Here is a 24,956-nt window from a genome sequence, read left to right on the forward strand (position 1 = left end):
TTTATTTTCAGGGAGAAATGAGGGTGGGGAATGGGCAACAAGCGAAATATGTGGATTAGCCTGACGGCTGCCGTATTGTCGGCGGCGCTTGTGTACGGTCTGTATCAGTTGCAGCGGCAGCAGATGCAGAGGCAGGATACCGTCGCGGTCATCGTGCCGAGCCGATTCATCGCTGCGGGCGAAGTCATTGCGGAAGAGGATCTGGGAATTATACGGCTGCCGTATAGCGCGTATACCCCGGAAATGGTGACGGAAGCTGCGAATGTGCTGGGCATGGAGGCGGCGATGCCGCTGGGGATCGGCGAGCCCATGCTGGACTGGAAGCTTGATTATCACGCTTTGCAGCCCCGCCGGAGCGAATCTACATTCCAGATTCCAAGGGAATATGTCCGATCGATCTCCAACGGAATTCGAGCCGGGGATCGGGTCGCCATATACGCATCCGGTGAGGAAGGGGTATCGGGCAAAGTGTTCCGGGAGACGGTTGTCGTCGCTTCGGTGAAGAGCTCTGGCAATATGGAAGTGGACGGCCCGGAGAAGTCCCATCTGCTGTCGATGGCGGAGGGCAATATGGACGGCATGTATGCGGCGAGAAGGGATGCGAACGCGATGATCGAGTACTTGAATCTGAATCTGACCGAACAGCAGTGGCTGACGATAGACGAGCTGTGCACGGGAGGTGCGACCAAGCTGGTGGTCGCTTACAGTCCGGAATCGTTCGACCGCTTCCATTCTATCGAAGAGAGGGGCGGTGGTGGGGAATGAGCAAGCGTGGTAGGAACGGATCAGCCGTCGCGGCTTTCATCGGCACAACTCCCAATATCGGGACGACCGCCGCTGCATTTGCCACGGCTTATCGGGTGGCGGAGAGATGTGAGGGAACAGTCGGTTATCTGTGCCTCCATCTGAAGAGCGCCAAGCTGCACCGTTACCTGGGCATCGAAGAGCCGGAAGCGACGCTGGACCGGCTGCAGCCGGAGCTGCGATCCGCCGCATTGACGCCCGGCATGCTGACGGGCGCAAGCTGCGCGCTGCGGCATCAGCCGAACTTGCGCATTCTCTTCGGCAGCCTGAACCGCGAGCAGGCCGAGTTCTTCACGGTGGAGGAGATCGAACAGCTGCTGCTGGCTGCTGAACAAGCCTTCTCCCTCGTTGTGCTCGATGTAGGCGCTTATTGGGACAATGCCGCTACCGTGTGCGCCATGCGGAGCGCGACCTCCCGCATCCTGGTGACAACGCCTGCGCTGTCGCACTTCCAGGAGGACGGGAGAAGATGGATCGGGCAAGTATCGCCCATGTTCCATGTGCCGCGTGAGCAATATGAATGCGTCGTTGTACAGCCGCACCGGGGGAAGAACGCATACGGGATGCGTCATATATGCCAGGAGCTTGGCATTGCGCCTCTGGGCCGCTTCCAGCTGACAGAATCCCTCTTCGCCAGTCTGGACGGAGGCTCGTATGACAGATGGCTCGCGACGGACAGCATCGGGAAGAAGGCGATGCTGGGGACAGCGGGGACGCTTGTCGAGCGTTACGCCCTGGAGCAGCGTACGGCAAGTGTGCAGCGGCAGCCATGGTATCGCGGGCTTCTGACTCACAGAAGGGGGATGAACTCCTATGAAGGGCGGAGCTAGCCGATTCTCTCCTTCGGAATTCGCCGCACGGATGAATTCGGCTCCGGTTCAAGAGGAGGCGGTCGATGCACGGAAGTCTGGAGATACAGATCACGCCTCTGGCGGTGACGACTTCGAGAAGCTCGCAGATGACATAAGGGCGTATTTGAGCGCGCCGCGCGGACTGACGGATGAGGAGCGCCGCAAGTACGGCGAGATTTTGAACCGGGCGGTGCTTGGCTTCCCGCATGAGAGACAGCAGGTGCTTGCGGTTATCGAAGACCGGTTGATCAGGCTGAGAATTCACGGGAACGGCGGCAGGCGGCATCCGTTCGCTTCGCTTGCGGAAGCGCTGTTCGCGGAGGTGGTCGGACTGAATGTGCTGGAGCTGGTGCTGGCGGAGCGGGAAGGGCTGGAGGAGATTCAAGTCGTCGGAGAGCGGATCTACGAGGTGCGTCGCGGCAGGACGGCATTGTCCGCTTATGCATTCGACAGCGTGCGTGACGTGGAACGGATTCAGCAGAATCTGGTGCTGTACAACAACGACCGGATCAATCCGCGCAAGCGGTGGGCGGAAGTGATGCTGCGCGACGGATCGCGTGTAACGATGACAGGCTTCGGGTTCACATCCAAGCCTACGCTTACAATTCGCTTCTATACGGTTCGCACATTCAGTCTTCAAGCACTCTGCAAGCCGGCTTACCGTTCGCTCGACGAGCGTACGGCATCGCTGCTGCAAACGGTGCTGCAAGCCAGATTCAACCTGATCATTATCGGGGCGACGAATTCCGGCAAGACGAATCTGATGAAGGCGTTAATTGCGGAGCTGCCGGCGGAGGAGCGGATCGTGACGATCGAAGGCAGATTCGAGATGATGCTTAGCCGCGACTTTCCGGACCGGAACATCATCGAGTACGAGATCGAGGAGGAGGACGGCGGCCACGGTCCCGCGCAGGCGTTCAAGCTGGCGCTCCGACAGTCGCCGCAACGGATCATTCATGCGGAGATACGGGACGATGACGCCAATATTTACGTGAGAGCGTGTACGCGCGGACATACGGGCAGCATGTCAACCGTGCACGCCAACCGGCTGGAGGACGTGCCTGAGGCGATTACGGATATGTGCATGCTGGACGGGCGCGGCATGAACCCGGAGAGGCTGGTGAAGCGAATTACGGAATTCGTGACGGAGATCGGCATCGAGATGCGCTACATGAACGGCCGCCGTGTCATTCGGCGGATCGGGGAGCTGGAATGGCGCGGAGGAGCGGTGTCAGTTCGCAACCTCGCCTTGTATGACGAGACAAGGGACTGCTGGAACTTTCCGGAGGAGCCCAGTGCGCAAGCGGGAAGACGTCTTGCGGAAAGCGGAGGTGAACGATGAGTCAGACGACGATTGTGGCGGGAGCCTCGCTGCTTTATTTGCTGCTGTACTTCATGTTCTACCATCTGTTTCATCTATGGACGGATAAGCGGCAGCTCAGAAGCCGCTTGACGTACGTGTCTCCATACAGCTGGCGCGCGTTGCTGCGGGACCGCTTCAATCTCTATATCCGCCTGCGGCGCCATATGGAGGAGCTGCTGGAGCTGCTGCGCATCAAGCTCGGCGCAGACCTGTTCATCTGGCTGTCCATTCTCCTGCTGCTTGCGGGCGTGGCGGGAGGAGGGATGTTCTTCCAGACGGCGAAGGGGACGCTTCTCTTCGGATTGCTCGTCGGGCTCTCGCCATACGTAAGTCTGCGCGCGCTGCTCATTCATCGCCGCATGAGTGCGCAGATGGACTTCCTGCCGGCTGTGGAGCTGTTCTATCAATGCTACCTGGTGACAGGAGAGCGGCAAGTTCGCATTGCGCTTCAGCGCACGGTGGAAGAGAGGCGGCTGCTGGGACCGATGGGCGCCGTGTTCGAGCAGTTGTATCGCAATCTGTCCGTGCGCGGCGACGACGAAGCCAGCTTGAAGCTGATGGCTGCATCATTGGGCCACGTATGGGCCGACTACTTCGTCAATATACTGCGTATCGCTCTTATGGAGGGCGTTCCCGTATCGGACAGCCTCAGAGAGCTCATTCACGATATGCGCAAGTCCAGACGGGCGGGAGAGCAGGAGCGGCATAGACTGCTGGAGATCAGAATCGCCAATTTTACGCCGCTGCTGTTCCTGGCGCTGTTCATCGGCATCAATATCCGCTTCAATCGTGAGAACGCCTATTACTATTATCTGATCGATCCCGGAGGGCGCGATATGCTGCTTAATGCGCTGCTGCTCATCTTCAGCTCCTTCCTGATGGGCTTGTGGCTTTCGCGCAAGAAGCTGTAGAGAGGAGAGGAGTTGCCAATATGCATGCTTGGATAGAGCAATTGACGGGATTCGCCGCCGTGGCGGGACAATTCCTGTTCGCGGCAATCGGCTTGTATGCGCTGCTTCGCATCGTTCCTGTCCGCCAGACGACCCGATGGAAGCGGCTTGCTTTCCTGCAATGGCGGGCCAATCCCCCGCCAGCCGGATGGCTGAAGGGACTCCGTCTGGACAGAAGCAGCGGCTCCTTCCAGGAACGGGAGGTGCTGCTCGCGGGCTGCGGCTTCACGGCGGATGCTGGCTGGTATATGCTGGGGCGCCGCATCGGGATGGTGGCGTGCCTCGGCTTGGCAGCTATTGGCTTGCTGTGGTACGGGTTCTCGCTGTCGCTGCAGGCGCAGCTTATGATAGGCCTGCCGCTCCTGGGGTCAATACTGCTGGCTGCCGACATCCCTTGGCTCCGCTCCATCCGCAAGCTGCGCGCCTTGCAGATGACGAAGGAAATCTATGCGGTGAGCAATCAATTGCTCTACTTCTCGGATTCGTCCCTTCATCTGCATACGAAGCTGGTGCGCTGCCTGCCCTTCACGAAGTTGATGAAGGAAGACATGGAACGGTTGCTGGCGGAATGGTATCACGACCCGGCCGAAGCGCTGCAGCGATTCAAGCACAGGCTCGGCACGGATGACGGCATGAGCTTCGTGGAGACGCTGGACGCGCTGAGGCAGCATGAGAGCAGCCAGTACTATCAACTGCTGCGGGTGCGGATCGGCGATTACAAGGACAAGCTGGAGCTGGCCAAGGAAAGCCGCAAGGAATCGACTTCTTATGTGCTTTTCGTTATTGCCGGCATTCCTATCTTGTATACGTTTCAAATTTTTATTTACCCGTGGATTATGGAGTCGCAGAAGCTGTTTCAATCGCTTGAATAATGAACAATCCGAGCTCGTCAGCGAGAGGAGGTGAAGGCATGCGCAATATTCTGATGACGGTAATGCTGCTTGTCGTAGTGATCGTCTTGTTCAATACGATTATCGCAGAGGATACTACAGGAACGAGATCGCAAGTGCAGTCGCAGGGCAACTCCGCCAATACGCGAATCAGCCAGCTGCTGCCTTAATGGGAACGGAATGGGAAGGGAGATGCCGCTAGCATGCGTTCATTATTGGTCTCATTGCTGCTGCTTATCACGGTTGTCATCGTGTTCACGGCTGTTGCTGACGGCGACGAAGGCATGAAGCGGCAGCTTCACAAGTCGGGAGACGCGATGGGCGAGTATATTAGGGGAACCAATCCATGAGGCAAATTCTGGTGTTCATCCTGTTCGCAGGCATGCTGTGCTGGATCATGTTCTCGCCGATCTACAGGCATGTCGCGATTATTCGCGGAGCCGTCCTGCAGCAGGAGGTAGATTATTTGCTGGAGGTCGGAGCAAGCGGTACATATGGCTATATTAGCGGAGAGATGCAGCAGCAATCGATGGATCGTCTTGCCGGTCTTGGGCTGGTCAGGGAAGAGCTGCGCTATGAATACAGCACGACGAGCGGAGTCAATGCGACGAATGCCGCTGCGCCGGTACCGAGAGGGACGGGCATATCTATTCGAATCAGTTATCCTTACGAGAATATGTTCCTGATCGATTCCCTGATCGGCTTGACGCCAATACCGGCCGATGCCCGAATGAGCGCATTCGGCATGAAGATGAGCGAATATGTTCCTTGAGAGGAAGGGACAAGCGGAGCCCGGGAGGGGCGGAAGATGTACAAGCTGATCATTATTATGGGCATGATGACGATATGGTTGGCTGCCCAGTTGATGCAAGTGGAAGAAGAGCTGGCGATGAAGACGATGTATCAGAGCAAGCGGGCAGTCAACCGGGCCGCTCATGCCGCCGCGCAGCAATTGGACCGGACCGCTCTTGCCGAAGGGATTTTGCGCATCGATGAGAGTGAGGCGCTGTCCTCCGCATCGCTTTATTTGCGGAACAATTTGTTGCTGGACGAACAGGGCGCTCCGCTGCCGCACTCGCCGCTCCGTCATCCGGTGGAGGTAGTGGCGCTGGATATCGTCAATTCGGAGGAGAGCTTTCCCTATCATTACCGCAATGAATCCTACGATTTTGAAGCAACGCTGCAGCGGCCTGGGGTTGTGATGATCGTGCGAATTGTACATCCCAGACGTTTTGCGGTCATTGACGATCGCGTATGGCATATTCGTGGAGTTGCAGAGCTCGTGGACAGAACTACGGGATAGATGGAATTGATGGACTTGGTGCAGAGTTTGAAGGGGAGGGCGATATGGAGCCGGCGAACCAGACTGCTATTTTCATATCTGACATGTCGTGGCATATAAGGAGAGCGCGTGAAATTGTAGTAATAGTTGAAGGTTGACGACAAATACTAAAATTGATGTAATAGGAGGGGGGATAGAACGGAAGGAGAAAAATGCAATGAATCGCGAATTAACGAAGCGGCTTCACCGCGATTATATGAAGGTGTATCGGATATCTGAACTTATTTCTAACGGCATCTTTCTACTGCTTATTATCGGCTATCTGATCGCGGCGTTGCTGCTTGATTGGACGCTAATACCGGTATGGATATGCTTGCCGCTGCTGGCGGTATCGCTTATCGTGTTCACATGGATTGTGCCGAAGGTCAAGTATGCCAGATTCAGATATGAGTTGTTCGAAGAAGAACTGGAAATCGAGTCCGGCATCATATTCATCAGCAATGTGCTTGTGCCGATGGTCCGAGTTCAGCACGTAGAGCTGGGAAGCGGACCGTTGATGCGGAAATACGGGTTGGCAAGCGTGAAGGTTGTGACGGCTGCGACAACCCATGAGATTAGCGGCTTGAAGCGGGAGGATGCGGAGGCGTTGAAACGACGCATCGGCGTGCTTGCGAAGGTGGATGACGAGGATGAATGAGCAGCGGAGAATGCTTCATCCCATCTATGTGCTTCATGGGCTGTTCAGCGTATTGCGCGGCTTCCTGCCTGTCATCGTCATCGCATTGCTGCGTGGGCCGGACTGGTCCCAGTTGCTGAAGTGGTATTGGATAGCGGGCGTGTCAGGAGCTGTTGTGCTCATTCTAGTGCTCAGCTATTTGAACTGGCGGCGGTTCGGCTATTGGCTGGAGAGCGATCGAATCATTATTCGCAGCGGGTTGATGTTCCGCGATGAGAAGACGATCTATTACAGCCGTATTCATTCCGTCAACGTGGAACAGCCTCTGTTCCACCGTCTGCTTGGCGTAGCCCAGCTGAAGATTGAAACGCCCGGCGGCAGCAAAACTTCGGATGGCATCCTTCATGTACTGTCCAAGCAAGATGCCGCCAGCATTCAGCAATTGCTGAGAGGGCAAGCGCGTGCTGCACATGAAGGAGAGCCTGCCCAACATACGAATGATGACGCAGTTCGTGCCGATATCCCGGTTGCTCAGGAGGCTAACGTCGTAGCCGCAGAATCCGTATCGGCGGATGCGTCAGCTTCCGAGAGAGCCTTCGCCGCGGATAATTCCCGTCAACCGGCTGATCGTGATCATGTTCCGTCTGCCGGGGAATCAACGCTGCGCTTGGATGCGGGACAGCTGTTGGGGGCGGCTGCAACTTCCTTTAACATCGGTCTTGTAGCGGCTTTTGTCGGCGGCTTGTACTCTTTTGCGGATGATTTTCTGGAGCTGCTGCTGCCGGAGCATTTCTTCGAGAATGCGTTGGAGGATACGGTATCGCTAATGCCGAGTACGCTGCTGATCGTAGTAGTTACCGTCATTATTATAGGCTTCGCCTGGCTGTTGTCTCTCGTGCTCTACATTATCAAGTACAGCGGATTCACGGTGAAGAAAGCGGGAGAACGGATCTCGATTTCGTACGGTCTGCTGGAGAAGAAGACGTATCAATTTGAGCCGAAGAAGGTGCAGGCGATCATTCTGGACGAAGGGCTTGTACGCCAGCCGTTCGGTTATACGGAAGTCAAGCTCCAGATCGTCTCCTCCAACAACGAGGAGCGGCTCATGCTGCACCCTTTTATTAAGAAGAAGGAAGTGGCAGAGCTTCTGAAGCAATTTTTGCCGGATATGACGCTTCCCCAGCTTGATGGTATGACAGTCGCTCCGCGCAGATCGCTTATTTACTACATGCGATTCCCGCTGTTGTTCGCAGCGGCGGCATGTGCGGGGAGTATCGCTTATTTTGGCTGGCCCGCCGTCTGGTCCCTGTTGCTCTTGCCGCTTGTCGCATGGTGGAGAGTATGCTGTCATCGCGCAGCCGGCATGATGCTGAAGGACGGGCAGTTGACGTTGCGTCGGCGTGTCATTAACCGTACGACTTACTTCACCCGGCGGCCGCGCATCGTCGTGATGAAAGTGAAGCGAACGCGAGGGCAACGGCGCAACGGTGTCATTTCCTTGTCCGTGCACGCGCTTGGCAGCTCGCTTGGGTATGGTGTCGCTTGCTTGAACCAGAAAGATGTGGAGCCGGTATGGCGCTGGTATAGCCGGAATGGAGCAGGAATAGAATAAGCATTGAGCTCTGGCAACAATCGCAAGCTATGCGAGCGAGTTGCCAGAGTTTTTTTATGAGGATGAAGCAATGAAGCTCGGGAGGTTAATCTAACTGTAGTTCATGTCATTCATTTATTGAATTACTCCCACTTATGACAAATGAACTGGATTTTATGCTATTAATCTGGCTAAGAGACGAGTTTTAGCGTGATAATGTCGGATTTAACTGTATAATTTCCACTTGTAGGGTATTGGATGAGAATTTTTACCATAATAACTACTCAAAATCCAGCTAAGCAGCCTCCAACTTCGTATGAAGCGCGCGAGTTGGAGGCTTATTTCTTTCACGCCGCTTGGCCTTGTTATTGCTCGTGCTCCGGACGCCCGGCCATCCAGACCTCCAGCGCAGCCACCCGCTCAGGATGAGTATAGCATCTAGCGAGTAAGCCGGGCCTGTGGCACAGGATTCTAATTCGTCGGCTGACAGCGTGATCGACGCTCCAGCACACTTCCTGCGAACGATTGGGAGTGGACATATCCAGGCAGCGGTCGTTGAACAGAATGGCTGGGCCCGCCTTGACCGGTAATACGACCGTCTTCGACTTGATGCAAGTTAACTTTTAATGCCGGTTGTGCTGATTCCTTCGACGATAAAGCGTTGGAATAACACGAATATGATCACAACCGGAAGGAGAGACAATACCGACATTGCGAACATGCCTGACCAGTCAGTCGCGTTCTGCGGATCGGAGAATAGCTTTAATGCTAGAGATACTGTAAACAGCTTTGTTTCATTTAGATAAAGCAACGGACTGAAAAAGTCGTCCCATACCCAATAAAATTGAAAAATAGAAGCGGTCACAAGTGCCGGCACAATTAGAGGTAGCATGATCTTGAAGAAGATTCCAAACTTCCCACAACCATCGATTTTAGCCGACTCATCCAAATCCATTGGAATCCCTCGAATAAATTGCATGAGCAAGAAGATGAAAAACGCCGAACCAAAGAAAGCCGGCACGATCAATGGAAGAAACGTATTAACCCAGCCGATTTTCTGAAAAAACACATATTGCGGTATGACCAGCACTTGTGCAGGCAGCATCATCGTCATCATCATGCATACAAACAAAAGACCTTTCCCCGCAAACATCGTTCTCGTGAAACCATACGCAACGAGTGCGGAAGAACTGACGGCACCGACAGTGGCTGCTATCGTAATCACAAACGAATTTTTGAAAAACGTGAAAAATGTGTAATCGCCGAAGCCTTCCCATCCCCGTACGTAGTTGTCCCACCGCCATTCATTGGGAATAAGGCTGTGCGCGTGATTAAATACTTCCGAGTTATCCTTCAGAGAACTGGCTGCCATCCACAAAATCGGATAAGCCATCAAATACGCCAATACAAATACTCCTGAATAGGTCAATATACGCATGCTTCGTTTCAAACCACTCCCCATCGTCTACGACTCCTTTGTTTCATAATGAACCCAGTAGGTAGAGCTCTTGAATATAAGTGCCGTTATCAAGGCGACAACGAGCAACATCACCCATGCCATCGCGCTGCCGTAGCCCATCTCGAAGGAGCTGAACGATTTCTCGTACAAATACAATGCGTAGAAGAGTGTCTGATCGAACGGACCGCCCCCGGTTATAATCATGCCCTCGGTAAACACCTTAAAGCCGGCAATGACTTGCATAATGAGATTGAACAATATGACCGGCGTCAGCTGTGGCAACGTAATCTTGAGGAATTGCTGCCATCTTCCCGCTCCATCGATAACCGCCGCTTCATACAAACCGCTCGGGATCTGCTTGAGTCCAGCAAGAAAGATTAGCATGGAAGAGCCGAATTGCCATACGCCCAGCAATACTATCGTATAGATCGCCGTATCGGGATTCATAATCCACGAGACATTCGTTGTCTTGCCGAGCATGGACAAAAACGAGTTGACAGCGCCGTCCATTCCGAATAGCTGGCGCCACATGACCGCTACCGCTACGCTCCCGCCGATAATCGACGGGAGGTAGTAGACTGAACGAAGAATGGCAATGCCTCGAAGCGATTGATTCAGAATAAGTGCCACTATGAGCGCGAACAGAAGCTTCAAGGGAACGGCAACTGCAACATAAATTAATGTGGCTCGAACGGCATTCCAATAGCGCTCGTCTTCGAACAGCATCCGCCTGTAATTGTCCCAGCCGATCCACTCGGGCGCGGACAGCAAATCATATTCCGTAAAAGACAAATACAAGGATGAAGTCAAAGGAAATAAGGCGAATCCTATAAAACCAAGCAGCCATGGAGCAATAAATACGTAACCGGTGAGATGCTCCTTCCACCGCGTTCGAACTGCCGCTATATTGCTAGTCAAGCTTTATCACCGCCGATCATTTGTTTTTGGCTAAAATAGCATTGGCGGATTCCCTGAATTTAGCCGCCGCTTCCTGAACCGATATGCGATCGAAGAAATACTCCTGGCTCACATTGGTCAGCAGCTTCGTAACCTCCGATGCGCGATTCGGATCGGGCGGATCAATAGGAGCTGCATATTTTTGCACGGTTTCCAAATATTCAGCTATTTTCTTTTGCGCATCGGTGAAGTGCGGCTCCATAGCTTCGATGACTTTTGGGGCATACGGGAACCCGAAATAAGTATTCATCCGCTTGTTCGCTTCGATATCATTAATCCAAAAATCAATAAACAAAGCGGCCTCCTCCGGATTTTTGGATGACTGTGCAATCGACATAAATTGCGAAGGCTTAACGTACATGCCATTCCCTTCGCCCGATCCCGGCAGCATGCTCATGGCCAAAGAACTGCCTCTCATTTTTTGCAAATTCTCCATGTTATTACTGAAGAAAGTGCCCATTGCCGATTTTTTTGTCGCAAAAACATTGTCTTCTAGCCCTTTCGACTCCATCTCTTCAGCTACTGAGGATATTGCATTCGCTTTTTGCAACCGCATCTGCATTTCATAGAAATCAATGAACAGCTTGTCATCCTCATAGCCAAGAGCAGTTCCATCTTCGTTATACAAATGCTGCTCGTGCTGTCTCAGAAATATTCCGAAAGAGGGAAAAGTCTGATGAGAATCTCCATATAATCCGGTTTGTTCATGGAGTGTCAGCACCGCTTGCTCATAATCTTCCCACGTCCAATGCTCGTGAGGCGGCTTCACTCCCGCTTGCTCGAACGAAGCAGGATCATAAATGAGGGTTATCGCGTTATTGCCGATATTAATACCGTACATACCTCCATCGACAATTCCTCCCTCAAGATTGGAGGGATGCACATCGGTCATGTCGATCTTACCGCTTGCGATCTGTTCGTCGAGCGGCATTAGCAGTCCTTTCTCCGCATATTGCGCGATGAAAGCATAATCTTGCCTAATAATATCCGGAAGACTGTTCGAAGCGGCCTGAACGCTTAATTTCTCAAAGTAGCTTTCGTAGTTGGCAAATTCGGTTTCCACGAAAATATGAGGATACTTCTTCATGAACAACTCAATGATTTGATTAGTCAAATCGATTGTTGCCTGCGATCCCGCAAAATAACTCATTCGAATCGTAACCTTTTCGTCCCCGACGCCGTTTCGTTCTTCAGTACCAGTCGACTTGTCGGTTTCTTGTCCTGCATTTTTCCCGCTCTCCGTAGTCCCCTTCTCGCCAGCGCACCCTGAGATCACAAGAACGACAGCAAGCAACATGAACGATAACAACCTGATACCTTTCAAAAAAATTCCTCCTCTATAAGTCTAATGCCGCAGCTTGCTTTTCATTGTAAACGCTTAATTCCGACGCCAAAAGGAATATATCAGACCAATAATTGCACTTATCAGTGATTGCGCCGGACTTGTTTATACTGATGGGGAGTAATGCCCATCGTTTTTTTGAAGACTTTTGCGAAATATTGGGGATTCGTTCCGAAGCCAGTCCGCTCAGCAATCTCATAAACTTTCCATCCTTTTGGAGACATCAGCAGTTCCCTGGCCTGTGTCATTCTATATTTCATCAAATATTGAGAAAAACTTTCTCCCAGCTCTTTCTTGAACAGCTTGCCTAAATAGTCAGTATTCATGAATAGCTTCTCCTTGGCGATCCAGCCTAAAGACAGCGTTTCCTTGCTATAATGCAGCCGTACAAGCTCCAGCATTTGTTGAACGACATCGTTTCCGGGCATAATGCCGTTGTCATCATCCCTTCCACTCCCTACCGCAAGCTCCCCAGTAATTTCCGTTAGTGCTTTCGTAATTTCCTCAATGTTTGTGGGCTTCAACAAATAATGTCTTACGCCGTCGCTCATCGCCTGTTGGGCATATTGAAATTCGCCGTATCCGGACAGCACGACGAATCTGGTTTCCTTCTTCTCCTTGCGCAGTTTGCGAATGAGCTCCAATCCATTCATTTTGGGCATTTTTATATCCGTAATAATAATGTCCGGTTCTTCTGCCGCCGCTTTTTTGTAGGCATCTTCTCCATCCTTGGCTGTATTCGCTTGCTTAATATTCAGGCTATGCCAATTAATCGAGGACTTAATTCCCTCTCGAATAAGCATCTCGTCATCCACAATCAAGATTTTGAACATTCTTCTTCAGCTCCTTTTTATAGGGTAGTTCAATGAATACGGAAACTCCATGGCCGGAAGAAGGCTTGCCGATTCTGATGCCGAACTTCTCGCCAAACATCATTTTTATTCTGCTGTCGATATTGATAAGCCCAACACCGGTACCTGTATTGACAGCTTCGCCGCGATGAAGTTTCTCCAGCATGATCTCATCCATGCCCGGCCCCGTATCGTGAACACCAAGCTTCAAGCGGTCTCCGTAATGCTCCGCTGTAACGGTAACGATGCATTCACCCGAGGATTCTTCAACTCCATGAATAATAGAGTTCTCTACCAGAGGCTGCAAAACAAATGAAGGAAGGCTCAGCTGGTGAAAGGTTTCATCGATGTCCTGCCGATACACCAATTTATCTTGGAAGCGAAATTTTTGGATCGTGACGTAATGCTGCAAGTTGGCGAGCTCTTCTCTGAGAGTAATTGACTCCTCGGCCGAAATTGAACATCTTAGTAAATCGCCAAGCGCTTTAATCATGCGGGATATTTGCTCCTGTCCGTTCATGATTGCCAGCCAATTGATTGATTCGAACGTATTGTATAAGAAGTGAGGGTTGATTTTGGCTCGCAATGCTTGATATTCCGTTTCTTTAAGCACAATTTGCTTTAAATAGTTTTCTTTTATCAATGCGTCCAGCTTGTCCGTCATTTTGTTGAAATCGCGGTTCAACAATCCGATTTCATCCCGGTTCATCGGTCCAGCGTCCTTCCCAGCTTCAAAATATCCTTTACCGGCCGCTTCAATCTTTCTCGTTAAAGTCTCGATAGGTGTCGTAATGCTTCTGGCCAGCCTTATTCCGATATACATAATGAAGGCGAACATAAGAATATGAAGCAAGATGATCAATATCTTCATCCGAACGATGTCGCTGAAGAGCTTGTCGTAAGGAATCAAATGCACGAATGTCCAACCGGCGGGAGGGAACTCGGCAAATGTTCGTAAGTATTTGCTGCCTTCGACTGTAACGATCTGATAACCTCCCGCCTGCCGCCCCGGACTGACGGACGTCACTTCTGTGAAATCCCCGCCGCTTCGAATGGGATAGAGGAGGTTGTCGCCGGAAAACAGCAGGAGCCGCGAGTTATAGTTGGAAATTTGAAACCTGGCGGCGGACAGCAGCTTATCCATGCTTACGCGAATCACGACGCTTCCTAATGCATTCAGACTCAGACCTTCAATCTCCAGTACTTGCCTTGCGAAATTAAGCGCTCCGCTGCTGTCGAGCGACTGGGCCCAGGAGTCTCCCCCTTTCTTGTCCGAAGCAAGACGGATCAAGTTTGCTGTCTCTTTGTCGCTGTACTTCAGAACGTTCATGCCGGCGCTGTATTGCTTATGATTTGTCAGAATAGCCATGGACTCGATGTACGGTTTACTTGTAGGATATGACATGAGTTTATTCACAAGCATATCTTCCGCTACTATGGCTTCATAAGATCCCGGCGTCCGACGTATGATGCCCAGAAATTGCTGAATTTCCTGATCGGAGGCGACAGATAAGGACATTTCTGCAATTTCATTCAAAGTAGAATGAAGCATTTTAGAATACAGATAAAATTTATCCGTAAACTCCTCATACATTTTTTTCTCATAGATATGAAAAGAAACATGGACTGAAGCCCAACTGAATACACTCATCATTGCGGCTTGAAGCAAAAGAATAAGTTGAATTTTGCGTTTGATTTTAAAATGCTTGAACATTTGGCATCACCTCTAACATTTCATATCGTAAAGCGCTTACATTGTTTTGCGGTCAAGTCTAGTAGGATATTATAACTTGTTTGGCTTGTTGACAAAAGAAGCTAATCCGATTGATTATGATAAAAATCAGTGAAAACTGAAAAAAGTTTATAGCCGATGAACGAAATGACGAGGTTGAGCGTCATATTGTCAGATGAAGCATGAGCAAGGAGGAGGGCCCCCCATTCAGGATAAACGCAAGCTTGCACAAGAAGAAGCTGGTCTGGTGCGAGAAGCCAAGCGCGGCCAGCAACGATCGCTCGCGGAATTGGTGCAGCGGAATTATTCTTTTCTCTATCATTATGCGCTCAAGCTGACGATGGATAAGGAGCGCGCGGAAGATTTGACCCAGGAGACGATATTGAAAGCGATCGAACGGATAGGCAGCTTTCAGGCGCAGTCGAAATTCTCGACCTGGCTGATTGCAATTGCATCCCGACTGGCCATTGACCGATCCAGGCGGATCGAGAGGGAACGAAGGTGGATGCAAGAGGAGCAGCAAGCGCTTCGCAAGCTGAAGTACGAGTCGATGCAGCGCATGGGCGACTGGCCGGAAGCGCTGCGGGCGCTGGGGCAGCTGGAGGAGCGGATTCGGATGCCGGTGCTGCTCAAATATTATTACGGGTATTCGCAAGAGGAAATCGCCGACATGCTGGAAGTGCCGACAGGGACGGTTAAGTCAAGGCTGCACGCCGGACTGAAGCAGTTAAGAAAGGAGCTTGCGGACGATGAGCAAAGATAAGGGTGTTAAAGGCGTAGAGGAGATGGATGACCAACTGTGGTTTCAGCGGCATGTGAAGGGAGAGCTTCAGAGGTTCGACAAGTCGTTCGAAGCGGAGGCGGAAGCTCCCTCGATTAAGGAGCTGGAGTCGTTCATTGGCGAGCATAAATCTTCCTTGCGCCGGAAGCAGTGGAAGGAGCTGTGGCTGTTCTGGCTGACAGCGCTGCTGCTGCTGGGCGGAGCAGGCTGGCTGTGGACACAGGATGTGATATGGTTTGTCACGCTGCAGATTGCCGCGAGCTGGGGCGGTATCCTGTTCTTGGGAATTATGCATTGGAGACGAAAGGGGAGCGGTGGATGGAAGAGCAGCTGAAGCAGTCCCCTCTCTTCTGGTCGGCAATCGCGCTTCTGCTGATTGCACAATCCACTTGGCTGTTTCTGGATGCGCGCAAGCGTGACAGCATGCCCTGGTTCTGGGGAATCTGGGGGCTCATTCAATGTCCCCTGCCGTTGATCTGTTACTGGATTATCGTCAGGAAAGGGCTGCTGAAGCGAAAAGAAGGAAGCGGTTCAAGCGCAAGCGGCGGACTGAGCGGAGACGGGATAGATGGTGAAGAAGGGAAGCGCTAGGCAATACGAAGCGCTTGGGGTAATCATTGGGGTAATCCCTAACGATGGATATGAAAGGGAGGCATTGCAATGGCGGAAGATTTGGAGCTGTCCAAGCTGTTGGCGATTATTGCGCCGATTATTGTCATTCAATTGATTTTGATGATTATAGCCTTGATTCAATGTGTGAAAGCGGAGGAGACGAGAGGACCGAAAATCATGTGGATTTTGATCATTATTTTCATCAATCTAATTGGTCCAATCGCCTTCCTGCTGTTCGGCAAGAGGAGGGATGGGTAATGGAGCTGCTGCAAGTAAAGAATCTAAGCAAGTCGTTCGGCACTACGCGAGCGGTGGAGGGAATCAGCTTCACCGTTCATGAAGGGCGCTGCGTTGCGCTGCTCGGCCCCAACGGTGCAGGAAAGACGACAACGATACGCATGTTGGCCGGCTTGCTGAAGCAGACGGGCGGCCATATCCAATTCCAGGGCGCGGGTACGGAGCTGGAACGAAAAAGCCTGCTGGGTTATCTGCCGCAATCCCCCACCTTCTACGGCTGGATGACAGGGCTGGAGTATGTATCGTTCATTGGAAAGTTGAGCGGATTGGGAGCATCGGATGCGAAGAAGAGAGCCATTGAGCTTGTCGAGCGGGTCGGCATAGGCGATGCGGCCAAGCGCCGCATTCGCGGTTATTCCGGAGGGATGAAGCAGCGCCTTGGACTGGCACAAGCACTGGTGAATCGCCCCAAGCTGCTGATTATGGATGAACCGGTATCGGCGCTGGACCCGATCGGCCGCCGGGAGGTACTGAAGCTGCTGGAGGAGCTGAAGCGGGAGACGACGGTGCTGTTCTCGACGCATGTGCTTCATGACGCAGAGGAACTGTGCGATGATGTTGTCATCATTCGAAGAGGAGAGATTGCGCTTCAAGGCTCACTCTCCGACGTGAGGAACCGGCATCGGCGTTCCTTGATCGAGCTGCAGCTGGAGGAGGATGAGCGTTCACTGTCCTGGCTGCGAGACTTTGCGGATAAAGTGAGCGCCGGGGCAGGCTTGGTGAACGGACATGCTTTGTTCAAGCAAGTGGAGCATCATCAAAGAGGTGCTATGAAGGTCATTGTCGACGATATAGACAAGGCAAGAGAATGGCTGTTGAGCGAGCTTGCCAAGGAACGCGTGAAGGTAAACCGGCTGGAGGTTGGCCATTCCAGTCTGGAAGATCTGTTTATGAAGGTGGTGGCGGAATGAGCGGGTTGTCACGATGGTTCGTATTGCTTTGGAAGGAATTGTTGGAGCTTCAGCGCAGCTTCAAGCTGATCTGGGTGCCGCTGCTCTTTATTCTGCTTGGCATTATGCAGCCAGTCTCGACTTACTATCTGCCGGTCATTCTGGAGAAAGCGGGCAATATGCCGGAAGGAACGGTAATCGAAATTCCGATGCCGGAGGGCGGTCAAGTGCTGGCGGATACGCTCTCCCAGTTCGGCGTGATGGGATTGCTGGTGCTGGTTCTCGTATTTATGGGCACCGTATCCGGGGAGCGCAATAGCGGAGCGGCATCGCTTGTTCTCGTCAAGCCGATCTCCTTCAGCGCTTATATAAGCGCCAAGTGGGCGGCTATGCAGCTCCTTGCATGGGGGTCGTTGCTGGCGGGTTACCTGGCCGCATGGTATTATACATGGCTGCTTATCGAGGTCGTGCCGATTGCATCGTTCTTATCCAGCTTCGCGATGTTCGGACTATGGCTAAGCTTCGTCATGACGCTGACGATTCTGTTCAGCACGGTGCTGCGCAGCGCTGCCGGAGCGGCATTCGCGGCATTGGGACTGTCCTTGCTGTTAAGTGTGCTGTCCAGTCTGCTGCCGAGATATATGGAATGGAGTCCCGGTGCAATTAGCGGCTACGCCTATGCCCTGGCGTCCGGCATGACACTTTCGTCCGCGGATTATGTTCCTTCTGTCGGCGTTGCTCTGGCTGTCATTATCGCAGTATTGTATGGGGCAGCGGCACTGCTGCGCCGAAGTCCCGCCATTGATTAAGGATAGTCGGGGACGCACGCAGCGGTTATAATGGAGGTAAGGGAGAACGATTCATAAGTTCATAAGTGTTGCGCACATATGTTCTCCACTGATTCTCTAAGGAGCTGACAGCGATGAAATTGACAGTGGAACAGGCGGCAGCGAAGTGGTACAAGGACGGAATGGAACTTCGCGACGGCGACCACCTGCGGATATTCGTCAGACTTGGCGGCTGCGGCAGCGTGCATCCCGGCTTGTCGCTGGGTGTCATGAAGGATGAGCCTGTGCGTCCCGGTCTCAGTCAGCGGGTGGAAGGGATAACCTTCTATATGGAAGAGGATAACTTGTGGTATCTGGACAATAAGGAGCTTCGCATTTCCTTCGACGACAAGCATGAAGAGATTGTGATGAAGGTCGTTTAAATAGCGATAATCGAAAGAGCAACAGATGCAGCAGCATTAGCAATAACAGGAATGCCCCGCACAGCCAGCCAAAGCAGTGCGGGGTGTCTTTATCTTGTTCAAAAACGGGTCATGCTACTCCTCGCTTAATTCCTTCAGCGATTTTACCTTGCCATGCGGCGGGCGCTGATTTTGCTTGCGCTGATTCCATGCATTCTCGCGTCGATTTTTGGATGATGTCATAATGGCTGGCCTCCTTTCGTCTTAGAATGGCAAATTGCCCTGCGTGGTATTCATGAATGCGGATGATCCGGCGGTATAGAACAGCTCAGGATGATTCCCCATGTGCACGGACGTATGCATAGCCGTCCCAAAGTCCCCACAGATGCATAATGCCAAGCGCCCGATCGTACAGGCCGTAGCCCGGACGGCATTGCTCGTCCCAGATGTGCCGTCCATGATCGGGACGAGCATACCCTTCGAAGCCGATGTCGTGGAACGCTTTCACGATACCTGCAATGTCGACAGAGCCATCCATTGTCCGGTGCGACGTCTCGACGAAATCGCCGTTGCCGAATCTGCGTATATTGCGAATATGGGCGAACGGAATGCGATCGGAAAATTCATGGATCATGGCGATAATATCGTTATGCGGATTGGCGCCTAACGAGCCGCTGCACAACGTGATGCCGTTCGAGGGATGGTCATACAGTTCCAGCAATCTCCGCAAGTTGTCCCGATTCGTCATGATGCGGGGCAGTCCGAATACCGACCATGGCGGATCGTCGGGATGAATGGCCATTCGTATGCCGCTCTCTGCCGCCACCGGAATAATCTCGCGAAGGAAGTAGGCAAGGTTATGCCACAGATGCTCCTCGGTTACGTTGCGGTAAGCTTCGAACAGACGCGACAGATGCCGCAGCCGCTCCGGCTCCCATCCAGGCATCGTCAGCGCCGAGTCCTTGTTAATTCGTTCCACGAGAAGGGCGGGCTCATCGTCGATCCGGCTGTTCTCAAAGAACAGGGCAGTTGCCCCGTCTTCCAGCTCCTTGCGCAGTTCGGTGCGCGTCCAATCGAAGATCGGCATAAAGTTATAGCAGATAACCTTGACCCCGGCCTGACCGAGCTTCCGAATTGTACGCTTGTAATTGGCGATATAGTTGTCCCGGGAAGGCAAGCCCAGCTTGATATCCTCATGTACGTTAACGCTTTCAACGACATCGATATGCAATCCTGCACGTGCGGCCTGTTCCTTCACTTCCAGAATGCTCTCCATCGGCCATTCCTCGCCGGCGGCCAGGTGATGCAGCGACCAGGCAATGCCTTCCGTTCCCGGAATTTGCCGAATATGTGGAAGAGGTATGGTGTCGTTGTCTTCTCCGAACCATCTGAATGTCATGCGCATCGCTTGCAGCTCCTTTATTCTCCAGTTGCGATTCAATCACTTTCATTCGTGAAGTAGTGAGGGTACTTCTCTCTCAGTAATGCCTGATCCACGATGTTCAGACTAATATGGGACTTCATGATTGAAGCCGCCTTGTCGGCGTCATGCAGTTTAATGCAATCGATCATCTCCCGGTGTTGATTATACAGATGTCTCCAGTCATGATCGTCGGTCAGCATCAGCTTGCGGCTCCGGCTCAGGTGAACGGTCAGCTGGGACATTGCGTTCCATGTGTTGCTCTTGCCGCAGCTCTCGAACAGCAGTCTGTGGAATTCTTGATCCAGCCGGAACATGCCGTCTTCATCTTCGCGTCTCACGCAATCCTGCTGAAGCAGTAAGTTGGTCTCCAGCCGCTGCAGGGCATCAGGCGTTATGGCTTCACAAGCGAGCTTGATGACGGCGCATTCCAACTGCTCGCGCATGAATCGAGCCTCCGCTACAAGCGCCGTGTCAATAAGCGAGACGAACGTCCCGCGCTGAGGCAGTACTTGAACGAGGCCTTCCTGAGCGAGCTTCATGAAGCTCTCTCTGACAGGAGTGCGGCTGACCTGAAAGGAGACGGACGTCTCATTCTCGGAAAGCGGCGTACCGGGCGCAAGCTTCAAATTCACGATTTGCTCCTTCAATGCCTGGTAGACGTTATCCCTGGTGGAACGGGACGATGTATGTGAATCGTACCTTGTCATGCGTGCATCCTCCTCTCGATTACTAATTGGATATTACCATACTACCATACAAGTATGGTAATGAGAAAGGGAGTTTGCATGCGAGGAATGTAGAGGAGGTATGAAATGGAGGTGTGAAATGTGAAGGACAAGCAGCAGTCTCAGACGTGCCGCTATGCTTACATCCCGCGCCGGTATTTGGCGGGGGTGGTGCCCGTCAGCCCCTTGAAGCGGCGGTGAAAGTGAGGCAGGCTGTCGAAGCCGCAGCTGGCGGCGATGGCGGCAATATTGTCGTCATTGCGATCATCCTCCAGCAACAGCTCCTTGGCCTGGATGATCCGTTTGGTCGTCACATAGTCCGTCACATTCATTCCCGTCAGTCCTTTGAACACGCGAGAGAAGTGGGATGGCGTGACGGAAGCCCGTTCCGCAAGCTGCGCAAGACCGAGACGGCCGTCCAGATTGTCCTCGATATAACGCAGAATGCCGTTCATCCAGCCGGGTACGGCTGTGCGGCTGTCGGCTGCTTCGACAATCGGTTGAGCGCGATCTAGGCAGCGGCCAAGCTGCAGCAGAATGTGCTGCAGATGCAAGAGCGCGGCTTGTCGATAGCCGGCTGTCCGTTCGGACATTTCAAGGTGGACAAGCTCAATCAGCTCCTCGATTCGTCCCCGTTGCTGCGCATCGAGTGTTAAGCGATAGGACTGGTGCCTTCTGGCCAGCTCGAATAACCGCAGATAAGAGAACGAGTCGCCAAGCGGCTGATGATGCACCAGCGAAGGACTGAAGAATAGTGCAGTCGATGTTTTGGGATCGCTGTCCACAGGGAAGGAGCGATGAATCGTATTGCCTGGAATGAGCAGTGCATCGCCCGCTCTTGCCTCGTAGATGCCTTGGTCGATGAAGAAGGTGCCGCCGCCGGAATAAATATAGACGATTTCATACCAGTCGTGAATATGGTCAGGCAGCTCGTTTTGTGCGCTCCTCGTATCGCGGTACGAATAATCGAACGGAAATTCGGCATCGTATTGGAATTTTTTGCGGTATAGCTCCATCTTTCGTCCTGCCTCCTATTGCAGTCTTTTATTAAGCTAGGTATAGTGTACCAATTATCATAATAAGGTACAAATATGCGAATATCGATCATTTCTATCGCTTATTTTGTTTTTTATAATAGCAATAGATGACAATATTGACGAGGGGGTATGGGACGGATGGATGCACAGACGATTAACCGAAATATATGGCATACAGGAGAGCAAGGAGATGCGGGACCTGTCACGATACTGCAGATCGGCGAAGGCAACTTTCTGCGCGGCTTCTTCGATTGGATGATTGAGCAATGCCGCAAGCAAGGTCTGTATGACGGGAGTATTGCCGTGACGCAGCCCAGACCGGGCGGCAAGCCGAAGATTGATGCGCTGGCTGCGCAAGACGGCTTGTATACCCTGGTTCTACGAGGACTGGAAGAAGGGAATCCCGTCGAGAGGAGAGAGGTCATCTCCGCGATCAGCGAAGCGTTCGATCCCTATTCGGAATGGGACAGGTTCTTGTCGCTGGCGGAGCGTCCGGAGCTGAAGGTCGTCGTATCGAACACGACGGAGGCGGGGCTGGCATACCGGCCGGAGCCGTATACGGAAGGGCAGCCGATACACTCCTATCCCGGCAAGCTGACCGTGCTGTTGTATCGCAGATACTTGCACTTCGGCGGTTCGCCGGATGCCGGGCTGGTCTGCTTGCCTTGCGAGCTGCTGGAGAGGAACGGCGATACGCTGAGGCAATGCGTGCTGCAGTATTGCGAAGACTGGGAGCTGCCGGAGTCGTTCAAGCAGTGGGTGAAGGAGCATAACCGCTTCCTGAACTCGCTTGTCGACCGGATCGTGACCGGTTATCCGGAGCAGGAATTGACGGAGCGATGGTTCGGGGAGTGGGGGTATCGCGATCCCATGCTGACGACCGCCGAGCCCTATCACTTCTGGGCAATTGAAGGGGAGCTAGAGCTAGAGCGTCTGCTGCCGCTGCGCAAGGCCGGGCTGAATGTGCATTGGGTCGACGATCTGAAGCCGTTCCAGCTGCGGAAGGTGCGAATACTGAACGGCTCCCATACGCTTATGACGCCGCTGGGCATCGTGCTGGGGCTGGAGACCGTCCGTGAGGCGATGGAGCATCCCCAAGTCGGACGGCTGGTGAAGTTGGCCGTGGAGCATGAGATCATTCCGGCTCTGCCTGAGCTGGATGCGGCGGAGCTTCGCCAATATGCGCAGGATGTCTACGGGCGCTTCCTGAATCCGTTCATTCGCCACCGTCTGTCGGATATCGCGATGAACAGCTTAAGCAAGTTCAAGGTCAGGCTGCTGCCTTCTCTGCAGTATGCGATGCGTCATTCTGATCTGCCTGCCGGTCTGGTGGCGGGCATGGCGGGGTTGCTGCGCTACTATAAGGTGAGCAAAGGTGACAACGGGTTCGTCGGGGAAGCGCTGAACGGCTCGCGTTATACAGTGAGGGACGATGAGGAGCTGCTGGAGCTGATCGCCGGAATATGGTCGGTCGCGGAGCGGCAGGCGCAGCCGCTGCAGGAGACGGTGGCGCAGCTATTGTCCCGCGAAGAGCTGTGGGGATGCAATCTGAATGCTCTCGCCTCCGGCAATCGGCTGGCGGCAGCATTAAGCAGTCAATTGGATGTATGGGAGGGATTGCCTCATGTCTGATTGGATTCGGCTTCATCCCGATGATCATGTCGTTGTGACGCTTCGTTCCTTCACTGCTGGAGAGCATCTGCTGTTGGAGGATGGCGCGACAGTGCTGGAGCTTAGGGAGGATGTGCCAAGAGGGCATAAAATTGCGGCCGAGCTTGTGGAGCGGGATATGGATGTGCGGAAGTTCGGCTATTCCATCGGCAAGGCAAAGGAGCGGATAGAGCCCGGCAGTTGGGTGCATACGCATAATTTGCGTACGGGACTGCAGGGGCTGCTGGACTATGTGTATGAGTCTGACAGCCGGCAAGCCGATGCTGACCGAACGAAGGCATTGTCAAGCACCCCTGATGCGAATCGTACATTCATGGGGTACGTCCGCGAGAACGGAGAAGTCGGCATCCGCAACGAAATCTGGATTATCAATACGGTCGGCTGCATTAACAAAACATGTGAAATCATTGCAAGGCAAGCTTCGGCGGCATTCCAGGGAAGGGTGGACGGCATCTATCATTACGCCCATCCGTTCGGCTGCTCCCAGCTCGGCGACGATCTGACCTATACGCAGAAGCTGCTCGCTTCGCTCGTCCATCATCCCAATGCGGCAGGTGTGCTGGTCATAGGACTGGGCTGCGAGAACAACCAGGTGGAATCGTTCCGGTCCGTGATCGGCGATTATGATGCGAGACGTATCCAGTTCATGAAATCGCAGGAAGCGGCCGATGAGATCGAAGAGGCGCTGGAGCGAATCGAAGGGCTCGTCGGCTATGCCGAGACGTTCTTTCGCCAGCCGGTCCCGGTATCGCGGCTGAAGCTGGGATTGAAGTGCGGCGGCTCGGACGGCTTCTCCGGCATAACAGCCAATCCGCTTGTCGGCGCGGTGTCGGACCGGCTGATCGGGGCGGGGGGCACCGCCATATTAACGGAAGTGCCGGAGATGTTCGGAGCGGAGACGATACTGATGAATCGTGCGGCCGATGAGGCGGTGTTCCATCAGATTGTGGATCTGATCAACGATTTCAAGCAATACTTTATTCGCCACAATCAGGAGATCTACGAGAACCCTTCGCCGGGCAATAAGTCCGGAGGCATTACGACGCTGGAGGAGAAGTCGCTTGGCTGCACCCAGAAGGGAGGGCATGCCATCGTCTCCGGCGTGGTGCCTTATGGAGAGCGAGTGCGCCACAGCGGATTGCAGCTGCTGGAAGCGCCGGGCAACGATCTCGTGTCGGTTACGGCGCTGTCCGCCGGCGGAGCGCATATCGTGCTGTTCACGACGGGAAGGGGAACGCCGTTCGGCGGGCCGGTGCCTACCGTGAAGCTTGCCACGAACAGCGAGCTTGCCGCGCGCAAGCGGAACTGGATTGACTTCAATGCGGGACAATTGCTGGAAGGGAAGAGCATGGACGAATTAAGCGACGAACTGTGGGAGCAACTGATCGCCATTGCTTCCGGTGAAGTCCATACGCTGAATGAGCGCAACGGCTTCAAGGAAATCGCCATATTCAAGGATGGCGTCATTTTATAGCGATAAGGAGCGGCCAGTCGCGCGAGACGGCCGCTCCGTTTACTTTTTTGCCACAGTCTTCATCTTTTTTTCATCTTCCTATTGACGATGGGGAGCACATGATGTAACA

General features: G+C 53.1%; 29 protein-coding genes. 20 read left to right on the forward strand and 9 right to left on the reverse strand.

All coding sequences use genetic code 11. The features are described from left to right. Nucleotides 1-30: 30 nt before the first annotated feature. The 11 genes from M6D81_RS27640 (at nucleotide 31) to M6D81_RS27690 (ending at nucleotide 8,428) form a co-directional block, all read left to right on the forward strand. Nucleotides 31-765 carry an SAF domain-containing protein gene (locus M6D81_RS27640; RefSeq protein ID WP_262680436.1) on the forward strand — a complete coding sequence of 245 codons (735 nt, stop codon included), beginning with the start codon at nucleotides 31-33 and terminating at the stop codon, nucleotides 763-765. Beyond that, the gene (locus tag M6D81_RS27645; protein ID WP_262680437.1) at nucleotides 762-1,634 is read left to right on the forward strand and encodes a CpaE/TadZ family protein; all 873 of its coding nucleotides are present in this window, start codon (nucleotides 762-764) and stop codon (nucleotides 1,632-1,634) included. The genes M6D81_RS27640 and M6D81_RS27645 overlap by 4 nt, the downstream gene beginning before the upstream one ends. Further along, a complete protein-coding gene (locus M6D81_RS27650; RefSeq protein WP_262680439.1) occupies nucleotides 1,618-2,997 on the forward strand; it encodes a CpaF/VirB11 family protein in 1,380 nt (459 codons plus the stop codon). Before M6D81_RS27645 ends, M6D81_RS27650 begins: the two co-directional genes overlap by 17 nt. Next, nucleotides 2,994-3,929, forward strand: coding sequence for a type II secretion system F family protein (locus M6D81_RS27655; protein WP_262680441.1), 936 nt, complete (start codon nucleotides 2,994-2,996; stop codon nucleotides 3,927-3,929). The genes M6D81_RS27650 and M6D81_RS27655 overlap by 4 nt, the downstream gene beginning before the upstream one ends. A gap of 20 nt (nucleotides 3,930-3,949) precedes the next feature. Further along, nucleotides 3,950-4,840, forward strand: a complete 891-nt coding sequence (locus tag M6D81_RS27660; protein ID WP_262680443.1) for a hypothetical protein — start codon at nucleotides 3,950-3,952, stop codon at nucleotides 4,838-4,840. Between the two features lie 38 nt (nucleotides 4,841-4,878). Further along, complete coding sequence (locus M6D81_RS27665) at nucleotides 4,879-5,028, forward strand: hypothetical protein (protein WP_262680445.1); 150 nt, start codon at nucleotides 4,879-4,881, stop codon at nucleotides 5,026-5,028. A gap of 33 nt (nucleotides 5,029-5,061) precedes the next feature. Continuing rightward, entirely contained in the window at nucleotides 5,062-5,208 is a 147-nt protein-coding gene (locus M6D81_RS27670; protein ID WP_262680447.1) for a hypothetical protein, read from the forward strand. Beyond that, nucleotides 5,205-5,630 carry a hypothetical protein gene (locus tag M6D81_RS27675; protein ID WP_262680449.1) on the forward strand — a complete coding sequence of 142 codons (426 nt, stop codon included), beginning with the start codon at nucleotides 5,205-5,207 and terminating at the stop codon, nucleotides 5,628-5,630. The genes M6D81_RS27670 and M6D81_RS27675 overlap by 4 nt, the downstream gene beginning before the upstream one ends. 36 nt (nucleotides 5,631-5,666) lie before the next feature. Then, nucleotides 5,667-6,161, forward strand: a complete 495-nt coding sequence (locus tag M6D81_RS27680; protein ID WP_262680451.1) for a hypothetical protein — start codon at nucleotides 5,667-5,669, stop codon at nucleotides 6,159-6,161. A 196-nt stretch (nucleotides 6,162-6,357) separates the two neighbouring features. Then, the gene (locus tag M6D81_RS27685) at nucleotides 6,358-6,837 is read left to right on the forward strand and encodes a PH domain-containing protein (protein ID WP_262680452.1); all 480 of its coding nucleotides are present in this window, start codon (nucleotides 6,358-6,360) and stop codon (nucleotides 6,835-6,837) included. Further along, the gene (locus M6D81_RS27690) at nucleotides 6,830-8,428 is read left to right on the forward strand and encodes a PH domain-containing protein (RefSeq protein ID WP_262680454.1); all 1,599 of its coding nucleotides are present in this window, start codon (nucleotides 6,830-6,832) and stop codon (nucleotides 8,426-8,428) included. The genes M6D81_RS27685 and M6D81_RS27690 overlap by 8 nt, the downstream gene beginning before the upstream one ends. Nucleotides 8,429-9,023: 595 nt before the next feature. Here M6D81_RS27690 and M6D81_RS27695 read toward each other — a convergent pair. The 5 genes from M6D81_RS27695 to M6D81_RS27715 all read right to left on the reverse strand — a co-directional run bounded on the left by M6D81_RS27695 (nucleotide 9,024) and on the right by M6D81_RS27715 (nucleotide 14,730). Continuing rightward, on the reverse strand, nucleotides 9,024-9,869 hold the full coding sequence (locus M6D81_RS27695; RefSeq protein ID WP_262680456.1) for a carbohydrate ABC transporter permease: 846 nt from the start codon (nucleotides 9,867-9,869) through the stop codon (nucleotides 9,024-9,026). Between the two features lie 3 nt (nucleotides 9,870-9,872). Then, nucleotides 9,873-10,784: a carbohydrate ABC transporter permease gene (locus M6D81_RS27700; protein ID WP_262680458.1), complete on the reverse strand. Its 912-nt coding sequence runs from the start codon at nucleotides 10,782-10,784 to the stop codon at nucleotides 9,873-9,875. Between the two features lie 16 nt (nucleotides 10,785-10,800). Further along, nucleotides 10,801-12,147, reverse strand: coding sequence for an ABC transporter substrate-binding protein (locus M6D81_RS27705; protein ID WP_262680460.1), 1,347 nt, complete (start codon nucleotides 12,145-12,147; stop codon nucleotides 10,801-10,803). 101 nt (nucleotides 12,148-12,248) lie between these two features. Then, nucleotides 12,249-12,998 (reverse strand): response regulator transcription factor, encoded by a 750-nt coding sequence (locus tag M6D81_RS27710; RefSeq protein WP_262680462.1) that lies wholly within the window; start codon nucleotides 12,996-12,998, stop codon nucleotides 12,249-12,251. Then, on the reverse strand, nucleotides 12,973-14,730 hold the full coding sequence (locus M6D81_RS27715) for a sensor histidine kinase (protein WP_262680464.1): 1,758 nt from the start codon (nucleotides 14,728-14,730) through the stop codon (nucleotides 12,973-12,975). The genes M6D81_RS27710 and M6D81_RS27715 overlap by 26 nt, the downstream gene beginning before the upstream one ends. Nucleotides 14,731-14,923: 193 nt before the next feature. On the opposite strand from M6D81_RS27715, the gene sigY reads away from it, so the two are divergent. From sigY to M6D81_RS27750, 7 genes are all read left to right on the forward strand, one after another. Next, entirely contained in the window at nucleotides 14,924-15,511 is a 588-nt protein-coding gene (gene sigY / locus M6D81_RS27720) for an RNA polymerase sigma factor SigY (protein WP_262680466.1), read from the forward strand. Next, nucleotides 15,498-15,863 (forward strand): DUF5345 family protein, encoded by a 366-nt coding sequence (locus M6D81_RS27725; RefSeq protein WP_262680468.1) that lies wholly within the window; start codon nucleotides 15,498-15,500, stop codon nucleotides 15,861-15,863. The genes sigY and M6D81_RS27725 overlap by 14 nt, the downstream gene beginning before the upstream one ends. Next, entirely contained in the window at nucleotides 15,848-16,120 is a 273-nt protein-coding gene (locus tag M6D81_RS27730) for a hypothetical protein (RefSeq protein WP_262680470.1), read from the forward strand. The genes M6D81_RS27725 and M6D81_RS27730 overlap by 16 nt, the downstream gene beginning before the upstream one ends. Nucleotides 16,121-16,189: 69 nt before the next feature. Then, the gene (locus M6D81_RS27735) at nucleotides 16,190-16,399 is read left to right on the forward strand and encodes a PLDc N-terminal domain-containing protein (protein ID WP_262680472.1); all 210 of its coding nucleotides are present in this window, start codon (nucleotides 16,190-16,192) and stop codon (nucleotides 16,397-16,399) included. Beyond that, entirely contained in the window at nucleotides 16,399-17,349 is a 951-nt protein-coding gene (locus tag M6D81_RS27740) for an ABC transporter ATP-binding protein (RefSeq protein ID WP_262680474.1), read from the forward strand. The genes M6D81_RS27735 and M6D81_RS27740 overlap by 1 nt, the downstream gene beginning before the upstream one ends. Beyond that, complete coding sequence (locus M6D81_RS27745) at nucleotides 17,346-18,137, forward strand: ABC transporter permease subunit (RefSeq protein WP_262680476.1); 792 nt, start codon at nucleotides 17,346-17,348, stop codon at nucleotides 18,135-18,137. Before M6D81_RS27740 ends, M6D81_RS27745 begins: the two co-directional genes overlap by 4 nt. 113 nt (nucleotides 18,138-18,250) lie before the next feature. Next, nucleotides 18,251-18,538 (forward strand): HesB/YadR/YfhF family protein, encoded by a 288-nt coding sequence (locus tag M6D81_RS27750; RefSeq protein ID WP_262680477.1) that lies wholly within the window; start codon nucleotides 18,251-18,253, stop codon nucleotides 18,536-18,538. Between the two features lie 114 nt (nucleotides 18,539-18,652). Here M6D81_RS27750 and M6D81_RS27755 read toward each other — a convergent pair whose 3' ends face one another. The 4 genes from M6D81_RS27755 to M6D81_RS27770 all read right to left on the reverse strand — a co-directional run bounded on the left by M6D81_RS27755 (nucleotide 18,653) and on the right by M6D81_RS27770 (nucleotide 21,681). Then, nucleotides 18,653-18,760 carry a DUF6254 family protein gene (locus M6D81_RS27755; RefSeq protein WP_262680479.1) on the reverse strand — a complete coding sequence of 36 codons (108 nt, stop codon included), beginning with the start codon at nucleotides 18,758-18,760 and terminating at the stop codon, nucleotides 18,653-18,655. Nucleotides 18,761-18,845: 85 nt separating this feature from the next. Then, on the reverse strand, nucleotides 18,846-19,922 hold the full coding sequence (gene uxuA, locus M6D81_RS27760; protein ID WP_262680480.1) for a mannonate dehydratase: 1,077 nt from the start codon (nucleotides 19,920-19,922) through the stop codon (nucleotides 18,846-18,848). 32 nt (nucleotides 19,923-19,954) lie between these two features. Next, nucleotides 19,955-20,647, reverse strand: coding sequence for a GntR family transcriptional regulator (locus tag M6D81_RS27765; protein WP_262680482.1), 693 nt, complete (start codon nucleotides 20,645-20,647; stop codon nucleotides 19,955-19,957). 158 nt (nucleotides 20,648-20,805) lie between these two features. Continuing rightward, nucleotides 20,806-21,681 (reverse strand): AraC family transcriptional regulator, encoded by an 876-nt coding sequence (locus tag M6D81_RS27770; protein WP_262680484.1) that lies wholly within the window; start codon nucleotides 21,679-21,681, stop codon nucleotides 20,806-20,808. Nucleotides 21,682-21,840: 159 nt separating this feature from the next. Here M6D81_RS27770 and M6D81_RS27775 point away from each other — a divergent pair, with 159 nt between their 5' ends. Together M6D81_RS27775 and M6D81_RS27780 are read left to right on the forward strand one after the other, a co-directional pair. Next, nucleotides 21,841-23,334 (forward strand): tagaturonate reductase, encoded by a 1,494-nt coding sequence (locus M6D81_RS27775; RefSeq protein WP_262680486.1) that lies wholly within the window; start codon nucleotides 21,841-21,843, stop codon nucleotides 23,332-23,334. Further along, the gene (locus M6D81_RS27780) at nucleotides 23,327-24,847 is read left to right on the forward strand and encodes a UxaA family hydrolase (protein ID WP_262680488.1); all 1,521 of its coding nucleotides are present in this window, start codon (nucleotides 23,327-23,329) and stop codon (nucleotides 24,845-24,847) included. The genes M6D81_RS27775 and M6D81_RS27780 overlap by 8 nt, the downstream gene beginning before the upstream one ends. Nucleotides 24,848-24,956: the final 109 nt, after the last annotated feature.

The sequence above is a fragment of the Paenibacillus sp. J5C2022 genome, assembly GCF_025567625.1.
Lineage (GTDB): Bacteria > Bacillota > Bacilli > Paenibacillales > Paenibacillaceae > Pristimantibacillus.